This window comes from Acinetobacter sp. YH01007, from assembly GCF_013420425.1.
GTDB classification, from domain to species: Bacteria; Pseudomonadota; Gammaproteobacteria; order Pseudomonadales; family Moraxellaceae; genus Acinetobacter; species Acinetobacter towneri.
This window is the reverse complement of sequence record NZ_VOYC01000006.1, coordinates 23,097-37,462: the sequence shown is the minus strand read 5'-3', so window position 1 is coordinate 37,462 and position 14,366 is coordinate 23,097. Positions and strand designations below refer to the sequence as shown.

Annotated in this window: 16 protein-coding genes; 4 read left to right on the top strand and 12 right to left on the bottom strand. The window is 40.5% G+C overall.

From position 1 onward, the window contains the following. Window positions 1-39: 39 nt before the first annotated feature. From FTT74_RS04480 to FTT74_RS04465, 4 genes are all read right to left on the bottom strand, one after another. Window positions 40-1,239, bottom strand: a complete 1,200-nt coding sequence (locus FTT74_RS04480; protein ID WP_154320715.1) for an acyl-CoA dehydrogenase family protein — start codon at window positions 1,237-1,239, stop codon at window positions 40-42. 51 nt (window positions 1,240-1,290) lie between these two features. Further along, window positions 1,291-2,601: an acyl-CoA dehydrogenase family protein gene (locus tag FTT74_RS04475; protein ID WP_004973388.1), complete on the bottom strand. Its 1,311-nt coding sequence runs from the start codon at window positions 2,599-2,601 to the stop codon at window positions 1,291-1,293. Window positions 2,602-2,870: 269 nt separating this feature from the next. After that, a complete protein-coding gene (locus FTT74_RS04470; protein WP_179988623.1) occupies window positions 2,871-4,244 on the bottom strand; it encodes an AarF/ABC1/UbiB kinase family protein in 1,374 nt (457 codons plus the stop codon). A gap of 143 nt (window positions 4,245-4,387) precedes the next feature. Next, a complete protein-coding gene (locus FTT74_RS04465) occupies window positions 4,388-4,693 on the bottom strand; it encodes a hypothetical protein (RefSeq protein ID WP_179988622.1) in 306 nt (101 codons plus the stop codon). Between the two features lie 230 nt (window positions 4,694-4,923). On the opposite strand from FTT74_RS04465, the gene FTT74_RS04460 reads away from it, so the two are divergent. From FTT74_RS04460 to aroC, 3 genes are all read left to right on the top strand, one after another. Next, entirely contained in the window at window positions 4,924-5,304 is a 381-nt protein-coding gene (locus FTT74_RS04460) for a DUF1311 domain-containing protein (RefSeq protein WP_004973395.1), read from the top strand. A gap of 106 nt (window positions 5,305-5,410) precedes the next feature. Continuing rightward, on the top strand, window positions 5,411-6,421 hold the full coding sequence (gene prmB / locus FTT74_RS04455; RefSeq protein ID WP_004973398.1) for a 50S ribosomal protein L3 N(5)-glutamine methyltransferase: 1,011 nt from the start codon (window positions 5,411-5,413) through the stop codon (window positions 6,419-6,421). A 13-nt stretch (window positions 6,422-6,434) separates the two neighbouring features. Beyond that, a complete protein-coding gene (gene aroC, locus FTT74_RS04450) occupies window positions 6,435-7,529 on the top strand; it encodes a chorismate synthase (protein ID WP_004973401.1) in 1,095 nt (364 codons plus the stop codon). 252 nt (window positions 7,530-7,781) lie between these two features. On the opposite strand, the gene FTT74_RS04445 is transcribed toward aroC, so the two are convergent. The 8 genes from FTT74_RS04445 to FTT74_RS04410 all read right to left on the bottom strand — a co-directional run bounded on the left by FTT74_RS04445 (window position 7,782) and on the right by FTT74_RS04410 (window position 13,777). After that, window positions 7,782-8,081, bottom strand: coding sequence for a cyd operon YbgE family protein (locus FTT74_RS04445; protein ID WP_004973403.1), 300 nt, complete (start codon window positions 8,079-8,081; stop codon window positions 7,782-7,784). A 4-nt stretch (window positions 8,082-8,085) separates the two neighbouring features. Continuing rightward, window positions 8,086-8,187: a cytochrome bd-I oxidase subunit CydX gene (gene cydX / locus FTT74_RS04440; RefSeq protein ID WP_004860610.1), complete on the bottom strand. Its 102-nt coding sequence runs from the start codon at window positions 8,185-8,187 to the stop codon at window positions 8,086-8,088. A gap of 24 nt (window positions 8,188-8,211) precedes the next feature. Then, window positions 8,212-9,357, bottom strand: coding sequence for a cytochrome d ubiquinol oxidase subunit II (gene cydB / locus FTT74_RS04435; RefSeq protein WP_004973405.1), 1,146 nt, complete (start codon window positions 9,355-9,357; stop codon window positions 8,212-8,214). A gap of 2 nt (window positions 9,358-9,359) precedes the next feature. Further along, complete coding sequence (locus FTT74_RS04430) at window positions 9,360-10,940, bottom strand: cytochrome ubiquinol oxidase subunit I (protein WP_096900849.1); 1,581 nt, start codon at window positions 10,938-10,940, stop codon at window positions 9,360-9,362. Further along, on the bottom strand, window positions 10,940-11,131 hold the full coding sequence (gene cydP / locus FTT74_RS04425) for a cytochrome oxidase putative small subunit CydP (RefSeq protein ID WP_004973408.1): 192 nt from the start codon (window positions 11,129-11,131) through the stop codon (window positions 10,940-10,942). Before cydP ends, FTT74_RS04430 begins: the two co-directional genes overlap by 1 nt. A gap of 553 nt (window positions 11,132-11,684) precedes the next feature. After that, the gene (locus tag FTT74_RS04420) at window positions 11,685-12,293 is read right to left on the bottom strand and encodes an OB-fold-containig protein (RefSeq protein WP_096900848.1); all 609 of its coding nucleotides are present in this window, start codon (window positions 12,291-12,293) and stop codon (window positions 11,685-11,687) included. Between the two features lie 153 nt (window positions 12,294-12,446). Next, window positions 12,447-12,758 (bottom strand): Rieske 2Fe-2S domain-containing protein, encoded by a 312-nt coding sequence (locus tag FTT74_RS04415; protein ID WP_179988655.1) that lies wholly within the window; start codon window positions 12,756-12,758, stop codon window positions 12,447-12,449. Window positions 12,759-12,772: 14 nt separating this feature from the next. Continuing rightward, on the bottom strand, window positions 12,773-13,777 hold the full coding sequence (locus FTT74_RS04410) for an adenosine kinase (RefSeq protein ID WP_179988621.1): 1,005 nt from the start codon (window positions 13,775-13,777) through the stop codon (window positions 12,773-12,775). 139 nt (window positions 13,778-13,916) lie between these two features. Here FTT74_RS04410 and FTT74_RS04405 point away from each other — a divergent pair, with 139 nt between their 5' ends. After that, window positions 13,917-14,366 (top strand): GNAT family N-acetyltransferase, encoded by a 450-nt coding sequence (locus tag FTT74_RS04405; RefSeq protein WP_004973417.1) that lies wholly within the window; start codon window positions 13,917-13,919, stop codon window positions 14,364-14,366.

Sequence of the window (14,366 nt, the reverse complement as noted above, 5' to 3'; positions counted from 1 at the left end):
TCTTTTATCTTACTTTACTATATGCCTTAAATCATAAAATCACTTGAGCTCACTCGAACTTTTACCTAATTCACGACGGGCAATAATCAATAGCTGAATCTGTTGCGTACCTTCAAAAATATCTAAAATTTTCGAATCACGTGCCCATTTTTCCAATAACTCATCTTCGTTATAACCCACCGATGCAGCTAACTCGACACACCTGAGCGTGATTTCATTACACACGCGACCAGCTTTGGCTTTGGAAATAGAAGCTTCGCGTGAGTTAGGCTGTTTATTGTCTGCCATCCATGCTGCTTTGAGCATCAATAAACGTGCGGCTTCCCATTCTGCTTCCATCCGATAAGTCTGTGCTGCGATATGTGAACACTGTAAATAGGGCGTGGCATAATTTGCATCTAATTGGTCTTTAAAAATTTCCTTAATCCGCTCTAAAGCGGCTTTGGCACAACCAACGGCCATAGCTGCCACCAAAGGGCGAGTGTTATCAAAGGTTTCCATCACACCTGCAAACCCTTTGGCAACATCAATTTCTGTATTGCCTAAAAGGTTGCTCGCAGGAACACGGCAATTTTCAAATCGAATTGTTGCTGTGTCCGAGGCTTTAATCCCTAATTTATATTCTAAGCGTTCCACGGTCATGCCAGGTGTGCCCTTAGTCACAACAAAGGATTTGATCGCAGCACGTCCCAGTTTTTTGTCTAAGGTTGCCCACACAACAACGGCATCGGCGCGGTCACCAGAGGTCACAAAAATCTTTTCACCATTTAAAATATATTCATTGTCTACTTTGGTGGCAGTGGTACGAATAGCCGCAGAGTCAGAACCACAGTTGGGTTCGGTAATTGCCATGGCTGCCCAAACACCATTAAAGCGTTGTAATTGTTCTTCATTGGCCACCGCAGCAATCGCAGAATTACCTAAACCTTGGCGTGGCATACTGAGTAATAAACCTGTATCGCCATAACACATTTCGACAATACTCAGTGCGGTAGACATATTTACGCCATTTTTGTTACCTGTAGATGTGTCACCACGTTTGTTGACTGCTGCACCTGCATTCATGCCATCGCCCGCTTGGTTCATACCATCAACTAAGGCGGCAAGCATGTCTAATTCTTTCGGGTAGGCGTGTTCGGCTTTATCATATTTCCTTGAAATGGGACGTAATACATTTAAAGCAACTTCATGTGCCTGATCGACCAACATTTTGAATTTTTTTGGATTTTGTAAATTCATGGATGTATTCCTTATTTTTCTAGCTGGCTATCGTTTATTGATGGTGTGAGATTAAGCATGCAAGCCTGAATGCATAATTGCAGTCGCACGTAAATCACGATACCAACGCTCTACAGGATGTTCTTTGGTAAAGCCATGACCACCTAAAATTTGCACGCCATTGGTGGCAATTTGCATAGATTTTTCTGCACAGAGCAGACGTGCTAAATATGCTTCTCGATGAAAGTTTTTACCCGATTCGGCAAGACTCGCTGCATTCAGCAACAGCATGCGCATGGCTTCAATTTCAATGGCCATATCTGCAATCATAAAAGCCACACTTTGACGATGTGAAATTGGTTCGCCAAATGCAGTGCGCTCATTGGCATAGCGAATACAATAACTTTTCACTGCTTCACAGCAACCAACTGCCATGGCGCACCACATGAGATTGCCTAAATCTAAAAATGCGCTGTAATCGAAATCATCTGTGCCTAAACGCTCCGCAGGGGTTTGATTAAACTTTAAAGTCGCCGTTTCGCAGGCTTTTAAGCCCATTGCAGGCGCTGCTTTAAATTGAATAGAAGCATCACGTTGCACAATGAACACATCGGCTTGACCATTTAGCTCTGCACTAACCAAAAATAAATCTGCTGTTTCGGCCAAAATCACCAGCGTTTTTTCACCTGTAATTAGGTACTGTCCATTTTGCAAAGTCGCTTTGGTTTTTAGCTGATACGGATTAAACGCAGCAGTATTTTCCTGAATCGCAAAAGTGGCTTGAAGTGGCGTTGGATGGTTCGCGTCTGTTTCGGAAAACGCAGATAAATACTGATTTTGAACCTGTTCTGAACCCCAGCGAGTTATGGCATTCATTACGCCAAATGTGGAAAGTAATCCTGCGGTTAAGCCAAAGTCGCCACGTGCCAATTGTTCGGCAATTAAAATATGGCTGACAATATTTTGTTCAGTGGCAACACCGCCTAAAGCTTCGGGCAGAGCATAGGTGTTCAAACCTAAATCTGTGCTGTATTGCCATAATACTTGTGGGAATTTCGCATCATGATCTGCCTGATGTGCCAATGGATAGATCACTTCTGTAGCAAATTGCTGCATGGCATCGACCAGCATTTGCTGTTCTTCACTCAATGACAAATCAAATAAATCTTTGGATTGACGTGTCAGTCGTTGTTGCGGTAATTTTTGTGTGCTTTTAAAATTTTTTTGAGTGGTTTCAAAGGTTTTAAAACCTGCTTTGGCTGAGTGATATAGAGATTGTTCAACCCATTTGCGTAATTTGAATTGATCGAGCAGATCACTCGATGCCATTTTAGTGAGTAGCGCTAAGCCGAATCCTTGGGCTTTGTTTATCATTTGACTCATGATTGTGTTGTCCTACACAGAGAATGCTTGTTTTTTATGCTGACATGCAGACTATAAAAAAACTATGTCATTGCTGACATGCAGAATTGTCAAAGATAAACGGTAAAAATTTTCTTATAACTGGACTAATATGTGGATTTTTATAGATTATTAATTTTATAGAAATCTACGCTTTTAAAATAAATTGACCTAAATGACAATTGCATCGAGTGGGCAACAATCATTTAGGTCTATATAACAGCTTTGATCAAAGAAATAAAAGTTGGGACTTAAATAAACTTTTGAATCATTTTGCGGACATTGGTTTTCGCATCAATCACGGTCATAAAGGTGTAGGCACCAATAAATTTACGGCTAATAAACATAAATTCTTTAGGCGGCACACTAAAGTAACGCGAAGCCATCGATTTAGATGCTTGTTGCATGACACGGCTATGCAGCTGACTTTTTTTCCAGTCATAGCGCGATTGTTCATCCATCACGCCTACAGGTAAATCGCGGTTATTGTCTAAGTGACTAAAGGCTTCGGTTGCCAATAGAAACACTTTTGCCATGTCAGGTTTAATGCTTTCAGGGATGCTGTCAAAAAACTCATAACCCGTCATGGCATTCACCATCATTTGTGGGTCGTGGTAATAACCCGCCTTGATCAAATTACGCGCCACAGTCAGCAAGTGTTGATCAAATTGACGAATAGCACCAAAGTCGAGCAGTACAATTTTATCGTGAATATCTTCACCATTACCTAAGCGAACTAAGTAGTTGCCAAAGTTCGGGTCAGTCTGCATTTCGCCCCATTCAAATACTTCACGCACAGCAATTTCTAAAGAGGCTTCGCCTAATTGGTTACGGCGTTCTTGAGGTAATGAGAGCATGACAGGGCTGTTAATCGGTACGCCACGTTCAAAGGTCATACACAGCACTTGGTCGCTACAGTATTCATCCACAATTTGCGGCACAATGTAGCGCGGATCATCTTTTAAACGGGCAGCAAAACGACGTGTCGTTTCCGCTTCAATTTGATAGTTGACTTCACGATGCATCATTTCACGCACTTCATCAAACCACTGATCAAATTCACGGGTTTGCGGCACCATGCGTGTCAATTTGAGCATATTTCTAAATAGGCTCATGTCTGAGTCAATCGCATCTGCTACGCCTGGATATTGGATTTTTAATACTAACTCCAAACCATCTGACTTGCGGGTCGCGCGGTGAACTTGAGCCAAAGAGGCTGTACCTAATGGCTCATGATCAATGGTGAGATCATCAAGTTTGGCACCTAACTGTGCCTGTAATTGCTGTTTAATTGCAGGCCATGCCAATGCGACAGTCTGGTTATTCAGCGTGTTGAGTGCTTGCGTAATTTCTTCAGGTAAAAAATGTTCGCCGTACAGCGCCATCATTTGCCCAATCTTCACGATAGAGCCTTTGAGTTTGCCAATTTCAGCCACCAAGTAATCGGCTTGTTCTTTCATGGCTTTTTTTCGTTTACGTTCTTTTTCTTCTTCGCTTGAAAACATAGAGGTGGCATTCGAGGCTGCCCATCGTGTTCCTGCTAGTAAAGATGCCTTTGCGATGGATAAGCGTCGATCCATAGAGGAAGTCTTGAGTTGTTTAAGCTTATCGTTCTGATCTGACATTAAAATCAATCCTTAAATCAGCAATACGCAGGAAAATTAGATTGTAACGGATATTAGCGCGTCTTAACGTATTAAAAAAGTTCAACTTGCTGAACGACGAGTTTCCTCGTGAAAAAAGTATGAAAAACGGCTTAAAAAGACTTTTACATCCGATATTGCACTTTAGTTTCAGTTTTTTTCATCAATTGTGCTTTGTTGTCTTGGATAAATTTGAGAATCATCAATTTTACAGAATGGTGTAAAAAACCGTGTGCATAACCTTTCACAATAATCACGCTGGGCAAACTAAAAAATAGATATTTGGCATCATCTAATGACGCATTTTCAAAAATGCCGTTTTCAATCAAAATTTGCTGAAAAAAATGTTTTTCAATCAAGACTGCTTCAGAGTGGTTGTCGTTCCAATAGCTTTGGCGCATGGCCATCAAATTATTGTGTTTGTAGCTCATAAGGCTGAAAGTTTCATCTATAAAATGAGTAATTCAATTATTGGGATATTGTCACATTTTTCAATGATTGTTGTGCATTTATCATAGACTGAATCATAAAAAGCAGGGGATTGACTATATGCTTTTTAACCTGAATCTTGTAGCATCAATGCAGCAATTTGGGTTTTGTAAAATTATAAAATATTGAAAATTTACCGCGCTTTAAAAACAGACTGCGCTCAGGGGAAAATATGAAAGTTTGGATATTTACACTATTGGGGATGCTGACTTTGGGTACAGCTCAAGTTTGGGCGAATGGCGTTTCACAAGGCTATACGCAATGTATGAACAATAGTTATGGCAAAATTTCCCAATCGCAAAAATGTATTAAAACTGAGCAAAAAGCACAAACCAAACGACTCAAAAAACACTATAAAGCCTATGTAAAACGCAGCGCAGGCAATGCCAGTAATATTCAACAACAGCATCAACTTTGGGAAAACCGTGTAAAACAACGCTGTTATTTATCGACTCAAAGCGATTTTGCCGCATTACAACGTGCACAATGTGTTTTGCTGCAAACAGCAGAGCGCGCTGATTATTATCAAGGTCAGTTTGTGGGAATCAAATAAGTAAAACCATAGTAAATAAATTACTTGGAAACTGCTTAAACATTATAAAACCGAGCAAAACAAGGTATCATAAGGCGTTTTAAAATTTGACCTTGGAGCGCCTTAAGTGGATCGACCGACAATTAGCCCTGAACATTTGCAGGAAGCTGCTGAAAACCTATCAACCATTCGTGATTTTATTCGCTTTGGGGTTACAGCACTACGTCAATACGATGCACATTTAGGTCAAGGTACAGAAGATTATTTTGCAGAAAGTTCTGCATTGGTGTTACAAACTTTGTCTTTAGACTGGAATGCAGACGCTGAAATTTTAGATGCAAAATTATTGCCGAGCGAAGCAGCTGAATTTTTAAGCTTGCTCGAACGCCGTATCAATGAAAAAGTACCAACTTCTTACTTATTAAACTTGGCGTATTTCTTCGGAAAACCATTTTATGTAGATGAGCGTGTTCTAATTCCACGTTCACCTATTGCCGAGCTAATTGAAAATCGTTTTGCGCCATATTGCCTAGATGAAGAAGGTCAAATGCGCGAAGCAGATAACAATTTACCAGCCAATGCTGCGCCTAAAACCCCACAACGTATTTTGGATATGTGCACGGGTTCAGGTTGTATTGCGATTGCTTTGGCTTATGCTTTTCCAGATGCTGAAGTCGATGCAACTGACATTTCAAAAGATGCTTTGGAAGTCGCACAAATTAACTGTGAACATCACAACAAACAATACCAAGTGGCGTTGCTTGAGTCTGATTTATTCGCCAAAATCCCAGCCGAAAATCAGTATGATTTAATCGTATCTAACCCGCCGTATGTTGATGCGGAAGATATGGCAGATTTACCTGAAGAATTCCATCATGAGCCAGAATTGGCATTGGCAGCAGGGCAAGACGGCTTAGATTTAGTCCGTAAAATGTTGGCGCAGGCGGCAGATTACTTAACTGAAGATGGTCTGATTGTGATTGAAGTAGGTAATTCTGAATGGGCGATGAAACAGAATTTCAACACGGTTGATTTGCACTGGTTAAAATTCCAAAAAGGTGGTTCAGGTATTTTTGCATTGACTGCAGCACAATGCCGTCAATATCGCGATTTATTTATTCAATCTGTTCAAGCATAAGGAGTCGTTGGACGTGGCAGGTAATAGTATAGGGCAACTTTTCCGTGTAACGACTTGTGGTGAATCTCATGGCGTAGGTCTGATGGCGATTGTCGATGGCGTGCCACCGGGGATTGAACTGTCTGCAGAAGATTTACAAAAAGATTTGGATCGCCGTAAACCGGGTACGTCTAAGTTTGCGACACAGCGTAAAGAACCCGATGAAGTTGAAATTATTTCAGGTGTCTTTGAAGGTAAAACCACTGGAACTTCAATTGGTTTACTGATTCGTAATACTGACCAAAAATCGAAAGACTACGGTAATATTGCACAGACTTTCCGCCCTGGGCATGCAGATTATACCTATACGCAAAAGTATGGTTTCCGCGATTATCGTGGTGGTGGACGTTCAAGCGCACGTGAAACAGCAATGCGCGTTGCAGCAGGTGCAATTGCAAAAAAATACCTGTTCGAAAAATTTGGAATTGTGATTCGTGGTCACGTCACTCAAATTGGTACAGAAAAAGCTGAAAAGCTAGATTGGAACGAAGTACCAAATAATCCATTTTTCTGTGGCGATGCCGATGCTGTACCACGTTTTGAAGCATTGGTAACGTCATTGCGTGAACAGGGTACAAGCTGTGGTGCAAAACTGGAAATTGTGGCTGAAAAAGTGCCTGTGGGTTGGGGCGAACCTGTTTTTGATCGTTTAGATGCCGATATTGCCCATGCCATGATGTCTATCAATGCTGTGAAAGGCGTTGAAATTGGAGATGGTTTTGCAGTGGCAGCGCAGTTTGGACATGAAACCCGTGACGAACTGACCACTGACGGCTTTTTGGCGAACCATGCAGGCGGTATTTTAGGCGGTATTTCTAGTGGTCAAGATATTCGTGTTGCGATTGCTTTAAAACCAACAGCCAGTATTACTACACCTGGTAAAACCATTAATTTAAACCGTGAAGATACGGATGTACTGACCAAAGGACGCCATGATCCTTGCGTAGGTGTGCGTGCAACGCCAATTGCAGAAGCTATGCTTGCGATTGTATTGATGGATCATTTCATGCGTCATCGTGCGCAGAATGCCGATGTGGTTGCACCGTTTGCACCCATTGAGCCGAAATAACAATATGCTTTAAGCAAGGTGCATAATCATTGCCAAGTGCGAAAATATGTTGTGAAAAAAGCCAAACCGTAGTGTTTGGCTTTTTTCTGCCTGAGTTTTGAGCTTAGTTCTTCTTTTAGATTGTAAGTTTCAAAATTTTATACGCTGTTTTATATGGTGAAGATGCAGAGGAATGATCTGCGGCTCCTAAATATTAAGCCAATAAAAAAGAGCGCATATTGCGCTCTTTTCAAGGAATTTATTTACACCTCATTAAAGAAACCAAGTGTAATAACCCCAAATCATCAATGGCCAAGCCACAAATGGGCTAAATAACCATTTCCAAAACCAAAAGCGTGGAATAAAACCAACACCGTGTACAAAGCCACCTGAAATACCAATCATAATAAACATCATGGCACGGTGGCTATATTCACCGTTGGCATCCAGCATTGCTGCTGGATGAAGAAGCAGTACAGCTGCGAGTGGGAATGCCAATAAACATGAAATAACCATCGCAATCTTGTTCGGTTTTTGAACTGTTGTTTCAGCGTTCACTGCAGTGTCTGTCATCTAATTATTCCTCGTCAAGGTCTTGATGAGATTCAATATACAGGGCACTCAAGACACCTGCAAAGCATGCCATCAGAATACCGAGAATCCATGCAAAGTACCACATAATTTATTCTCCTTAGACACAGCCTTAGTAAAGGCTGTGTGAATTCTCTTTAATGTGCTTGTTGGTGATAACGCCCCACATTTTGTAGTAACACCAAGTGGTGTATAGCAAAATAATTGGTACGAAGATACATGCTGCAACAGTCATTACAGTTAATGTGTTTTTACTTGATACCGCATCCCACATGGTCAAGCTTGCAACTGGGTTGAGGCTTGATGGCATTAAGAATGGGAACAATGCAAAACCTGCAGTTAAAATCGCACCGATCACCGCTAAAGATGAACCTGTGAAACTTAAACCAGCTTTGTTTTTACCTGCTGCAAGAATAATCAAAATACCGCCCAAGATGCCCATAATTGGTGCAATCATGGTAATAGGGTACGCTGAGTAGTTGTTCATCCAACCTGGGTTTGCATTGGTTAAAACTTCTTTAGCCAATGGGTTTGCTACGCCGTTCGTGTCGTATGGAGTGACTAGGGTATAACCTTCGATACCACCGAAGTATAGCCATGCGCCTGCACCCAAGAAACACACAAGGAACACAATGCCCATGATTTGCGTTGCTTTTGCAGAGCGTGCACGTAAGTCACCATCGGTACGCAGCATTAACCATGCACCACCATGCGCGCAAAGCATAGACAAGCTGACTAAACCACACACTAAAGCGAATGGGTTTAATAATGCAAAGAAGCTGCCTGTATATGTTGAACGTACAGTTTCGTCTAGGGTAAATGGTACGCCAAGGAACATATTACCAAACGCAACACCGAACACTAATGCAGGAACTGCACCACCTACAGCCAAACCCCAGTCCCAAGATGTACGCCATTTGGTGTTTTCAAGTTTTGAGCGGTAGTCAAAACCAACTGGGCGCAGGAATAGGGCAAACAGAACTAAGAGTAGTGCCCAATACATGCCTGAGAATGCTGTTGCATATACCATTGGCCAAGCAGCAAATAACGCGCCACCCGCTGTAATGAACCAAACCTGGTTACCATCCCAGTGCGGTGCAATCGTGTTGATTGCAGCACGGCGTTCTTCGTCATTTTTACCTACAAATGGCATGATCGCCATTGAGCCCATGTCGAAGCCATCGGTGAGGGCAAAGCCAATGAGTAATACACCCACTAACACCCACCAAATGATTTTGAGTAATTCATATTCGATCATGCTTAAGCCTCCTCATTGGCTTTTTTCGCAGCTTCAATTTTCTCGAAGTGGTATTTACCAGTATGAAGCGAGCTTGGGCCTAGACGTGAGAATTTGATCATCAAGTACATTTCAATAATCAGCAAAACGGTATAGAACGCTGCCAATGCAATGATTGAGCCCCATACGTCGCCAGTGCTGAGTGAAGATGCAGACAAGTGTGTTGGAAGTACTTCACCAATTGTCCATGGTTGACGACCAACTTCTGCTACATACCAACCTGTTTGCGCTGCAATCCAAGGTAATGGTAATGAGAATAACGCAAATTTTAATAACCAAGGTTTGCTTTCTGCGTTGCGTTTAGCCACTGCAAAAGTTGCAAGTGCGAATAACAACAGCATTAAGAAACCAGAAGCTACCATGGCACGGAATGCCCAGAACAAACTTGGTACGTGTGGAATAGTATCCGCAGCAGCCATTTTAATTTGTTCGTCAGTCGCATCTACTACGTTTGGCGTGTATTTTTTCAACAATAAACCATAACCCAAATCGGTTTGAGTTTGCTCAAATGCAGCTTTAAGTTCAGGAGATTGGTCGCCCGCACGTAATTGCTCAAGTTGTTGATAAGCAACCATACCGTTACGAATACGAACTTCGTGGTTTGCGATCAGGTCTTTAATACCAGTCACTTCTTCGGTGATAGAACGCGTTGCAATAATCCCCATGACATAAGGAATTTTAACTGCGTAATCTGTCGTTTGCGTTTCTTCGTTTGGAATACCAAATAAAGTGAACGCTGCAGGAGCAGGGTGAGTATCCCATTCTGCTTCAATTGCTGCGAGTTTGGTTTTTTGAACATCACCTAATTCATAACCTGATTCATCACCAAGTAGAATTACAGATAAAGTAGAAGCTAAACCGAAAATTGCTGCAATAGCGAATGAACGACGCGCAAATGGCAAGTCTTGCTTTTTCAATAAGTAATAACTTGAAATCGCTAAAACGAAAATAGCACCCGTTACATAACCTGCAGAAACAGTGTGTACGAATTTAACTTGCGCAACAGGGTTAAAAATTAACGCCCCGAAGTCAACCAATTCCATACGCATGGTTTCGTAGTTAAAGGTAGAACCCACTGGGTTCTGCATCCAGCCGTTGGCAACTAAAATCCAGAGAGCGGACATATTAGAACCAAGTGCAACCAGCCACGTTACACATAAGTGCTGCACTTTGGAGAGGCGATCCCATCCAAAGAAGAATAAACCAATGAAGGTCGATTCTAAGAAGAAGGCCATTAAACCTTCAATTGCGAGTGGTGCACCAAAGATATCACCCACGTAGTGTGAGTAATACGCCCAGTTTGTACCAAACTGGAACTCCATGGTTAAACCAGTGGTTACCCCTAAGGCAAAGTTAATACCGAAGAGTTTTCCCCAGAATTTGGTCATGTCTTTATAAATTTCTTTACCAGAAATCACATACGTGGTTTCCATAATGGCAAGAATAAAAGCCAGACCTAAAGTCAGTGGAACAAAAATAAAGTGATACATCGCGGTCATTGCGAATTGGAACCGCGAGAGATCGACCACGCTTTCAGAAATCATCAACGTGTCTCCTTGATTGAGGAAGGACTGCCAGCAATACGCTCAGCAACTTGTGAATCAAAATTTTGAGGAATAGTTGGGGCATCAAACCAAATATTTTTGATGACCATTAACAGCACGACCTTAATTATTAAAATGACCGTGAGTTCACGAACTACTTTTCTATTTAAATCTTTAGGAACTAAGCTCACTTTTATAAGCCTATTTTTTAAACTGTGTTTTATATTATTAAACAAAAACATACAAAAAAAAATAGCTGGCACAGTTAAAATGAAAATATATTGTTAACTTATTATAAATCAATAGTTTGTTTTTGGGTGTTGCAGAGAATAAATGGAGGAAAGTAATATTTTTTAAACTTGACAGAAACACTTGTAATTAATAATTCAAAATCTGACTAAAATACTTATATTTTAAAAAAGCAAATCTGACTAAATTGCTATGAATAAAAATCAATCTAAAAATAGCAATAAATTAGAGATATTATCAGCTAATAATTATTCTCATTCTTTTGTTAAAGTTTAATGACGATTCCGCATATTTTTTTATTTCCCTACAATGTAGTGGTGCTTTGTCTTTGGCTTAGTCTAGGGTAAACAGCATTTTTTCATAATGATTTTGTGTAAATATTGTTCAGATCACATGAAATGTATCGTTTATAAACAAACAGATTGTGTTGAGTTTGAGTGAAAAATTTTAACTTTCTTAGGTCAGCAAGATTGGTTTTAAATCTTAAAAAATAACTTATTGATTGCTAAATAGGTTATTTGATGCCGAAATTTTTTTGGCAAGATAGTGAGATCTTTTTTTGCGCACAATAATAATTTGAGCTTGAAATTCAAGTTCACCAAATTCAGGTTCAACCTGCACATAATGCAGTTGCCCAAACTCATCACGTACACGTGCTTGTGCAGAAAAACCAGGACGGGCATTACCACTGGAAATTGTGGCTAAACGTCCGAGTAAATCGACTTGGCGCACGCTATATTTGGGCTTAATCACTTGGTCTAAACAGTGAATCATGAAGACTGTAAAAAAGATGGCAATAATAAACGCTGGAATAATAATGTAATAAGCAGGAACGAAATGTTGTTGTTGTGAGTAAATCAAAAACTGTAAAAAATATCCTGCAACACTGAAATTCATCAGTAAAAAAACAAAAATCAGTACTTTAGAAAATTTAACATCTAAAAGTGGCGATTCTGTAATTCGTTGTGAAAATGCACGTTTGAGCAACTGACTTGGACGAAAATTAAAGTAATAACCAATCGTTTCGACAGTGCTGAGTAGCAATAAAACAACTAGGCTGAGGTGAAAGGGCATTAAGTTCAAATCAGATAAAAACTCATGCATGCGCTAAACTCACGTGTTGAAATATTTATAGGTGATGCTATTTAGACACAGATCATTGATCTAGCTCTGCTTAGAGAGCATAGATAAATGATCTAGTTTTGTATAGAGCTAAGATTTGGAACTTTTCGCTTCTTTCTGAAAGTTGCAAAAAAGTTAGTCGTTGATCAAGTAAATCCCACCATCTGAATGAACGCTGATCTCGACTTTTTCAAGTGATTGACCTAAACAAGGGCCAGAAATACATTCACCTGTTTCAACCATAAACAATGCACCATGCGTTGAGCATTCGATATATTCTTGGTCGCGGTCTAAGAACTGGTTTTCTAAAAATTCTAATTCCACTTGTAGGTGTGGGCAGACGTTTTGGTAAGCGTAATACATGCCATCACGTTGGGTGATAAAAATTGTGTCACCATTTGGCGTTTCGTAGGCACGTGCTTCACGCTCAGGAATGTCTTCCATCATACAAATTTTATTCATTATGTAGATTCCTTTTGAATGCTATGCAAAAGTTTAGCGTAATCTTCTACCGCAAGACGAGGGCCGAATTGAGAAACCACTTCACTTGAAATCAGAATGGCAAGTTGAGCTGCAGTTTGGAAACCTAAGCCTGCATTGAGTGCATACAGGAATGAACCTGCAAAGGCATCACCCGCACCGTTGGCATCAACAGCAGTGACTTGACGACCTGGTACAGAAAAAGCGTTGTTGCCATCATAAATTAGGGCACCTTGTGCGCTCAATGTAATGACAATGTATTTGCTTTTTTGTTTTAGTTGTTCTAATGCCGCTTCAGCCGTTTCCGTTCCTGTGTACATCATGGCTTCTTGCTGGTTACAGAAGATCAAATCCACACCATCATCTAGTAACTCATCCAAACCTTCACGCGCATATTGCACCATGGCAGGATCAGATAAAGTCAGTGCAATTTTAACCTGATTGGCTTTGGCAATTTCACGCGCTTGTTTTACCGCAGCACGTGCAGTATCACTAGTAGATAAATAACCTTCGATATAAAGCCATTTTGCTGTTTTAAGTGGCTCAAAATCAATTTGTGTAGCAGAAAGTTCTGCGGTAATGCCCAAGTAAGTGTGCATGGTACGTTCAGAGTCATCACTCACAAGTACCATACAAGTCCCTGTAACGCCTTCACTGACCGATTTGGTTGTGGTGTGAATACCTGCTTCATTTAAGCCTTTGAGGTAAATATCACCCAATTCATCGTTACCAACACGGCAGGCATAGAAGGCTTGACCACCTAAAGCACTAAATGCAACGGTGGTATTTGCGGCAGAACCACCCGAAGCTTGGCCTTTATGTCTTTGTGTTTTAATTAAGTTGTTGTATAAATTTGCTTGTGTTTCACCATCGGTTAATTGCATAGTACCTTTTTGCAAGCTATGTTGAATGAGAAAGTCATCCGAGACTTGAAATTCTTGGTCAATTAATGCATTACCAATTGCAAAAAGGTCAACAGTTGCCATGTCTTTAAATCACAGTCAAAATTAAAAACGCTAAGTTTACACCAATGCTCAGGATTGCTGTAGTTTCATGAATAAAATTCAGCTGAATGAATGTTATTGATGAAAAATAGGGGTTTAGCAGAGTTATCAGGAAGGTTAGATGAACATCGAAATTAAAGAAGCACAAGAGTTACCAACGCAAATTCAGACTTTGGCCAAACATGCTGCTCAAGAAGGCTTTGATTTTGTCCATCGTTTAATTGAAGAATGGGAAAGTGGTAAAAACCGCTTTAATCAGCCTGGTGAGTTTTTATTGTTTGTTTACGATGGTGATCAATTGGTTGCATGTGGTGGCTTAAACCAGCAATGGAATGAGCAAGATATTGAAAGTCGTATTGGACGTGTACGTCGTTTTTATGTTTTGCCAAATTATCGTAAACATGGCGTAGGTAAACAGCTCTTGCAACATTTAGAGAAAAAAGCACGTGCTAATTTTTCGGCGTTGTGTTTAAACACTGATACCAAATCGGCAGCGCATTTTTATCAAAAACAGAATTATGTGTATGTCGAAAATCATCCAAACTATAGTTATTTTAAATACCTGATCTAG

Bases quoted from the DNA above. Each gene is read 5' to 3' on its own strand.
- FTT74_RS04480 (WP_154320715.1), bottom strand. From the start codon at position 1,239: ATGAATTTACAAAATCCAAAAAAATTCAAAATGTTGGTCGATCAGGCA.
- FTT74_RS04475 (WP_004973388.1), bottom strand. From the start codon at position 2,601: ATGAGTCAAATGATAAACAAAGCCCAAGGATTCGGCTTAGCGCTACTC.
- FTT74_RS04470 (WP_179988623.1), bottom strand. From the start codon at position 4,244: ATGTCAGATCAGAACGATAAGCTTAAACAACTCAAGACTTCCTCTATG.
- FTT74_RS04465 (WP_179988622.1), bottom strand. From the start codon at position 4,693: ATGAGCTACAAACACAATAATTTGATGGCCATGCGCCAAAGCTATTGG.
- FTT74_RS04460 (WP_004973395.1), top strand. From the start codon at position 4,924: ATGAAAGTTTGGATATTTACACTATTGGGGATGCTGACTTTGGGTACA.
- FTT74_RS04445 (WP_004973403.1), bottom strand. From the start codon at position 8,081: ATGACAGACACTGCAGTGAACGCTGAAACAACAGTTCAAAAACCGAAC.
- cydX (WP_004860610.1), bottom strand. From the start codon at position 8,187: ATGTGGTACTTTGCATGGATTCTCGGTATTCTGATGGCATGCTTTGCA.
- cydB (WP_004973405.1), bottom strand. From the start codon at position 9,357: ATGATCGAATATGAATTACTCAAAATCATTTGGTGGGTGTTAGTGGGT.
- FTT74_RS04430 (WP_096900849.1), bottom strand. From the start codon at position 10,940: ATGATTTCTGAAAGCGTGGTCGATCTCTCGCGGTTCCAATTCGCAATG.
- FTT74_RS04420 (WP_096900848.1), bottom strand. From the start codon at position 12,293: ATGCATGAGTTTTTATCTGATTTGAACTTAATGCCCTTTCACCTCAGC.
- FTT74_RS04415 (WP_179988655.1), bottom strand. From the start codon at position 12,758: ATGATGGAAGACATTCCTGAGCGTGAAGCACGTGCCTACGAAACGCCA.
- FTT74_RS04410 (WP_179988621.1), bottom strand. From the start codon at position 13,777: ATGGCAACTGTTGACCTTTTTGCAATTGGTAATGCATTAATTGACCAA.
- FTT74_RS04405 (WP_004973417.1), top strand. From the start codon at position 13,917: ATGAACATCGAAATTAAAGAAGCACAAGAGTTACCAACGCAAATTCAG.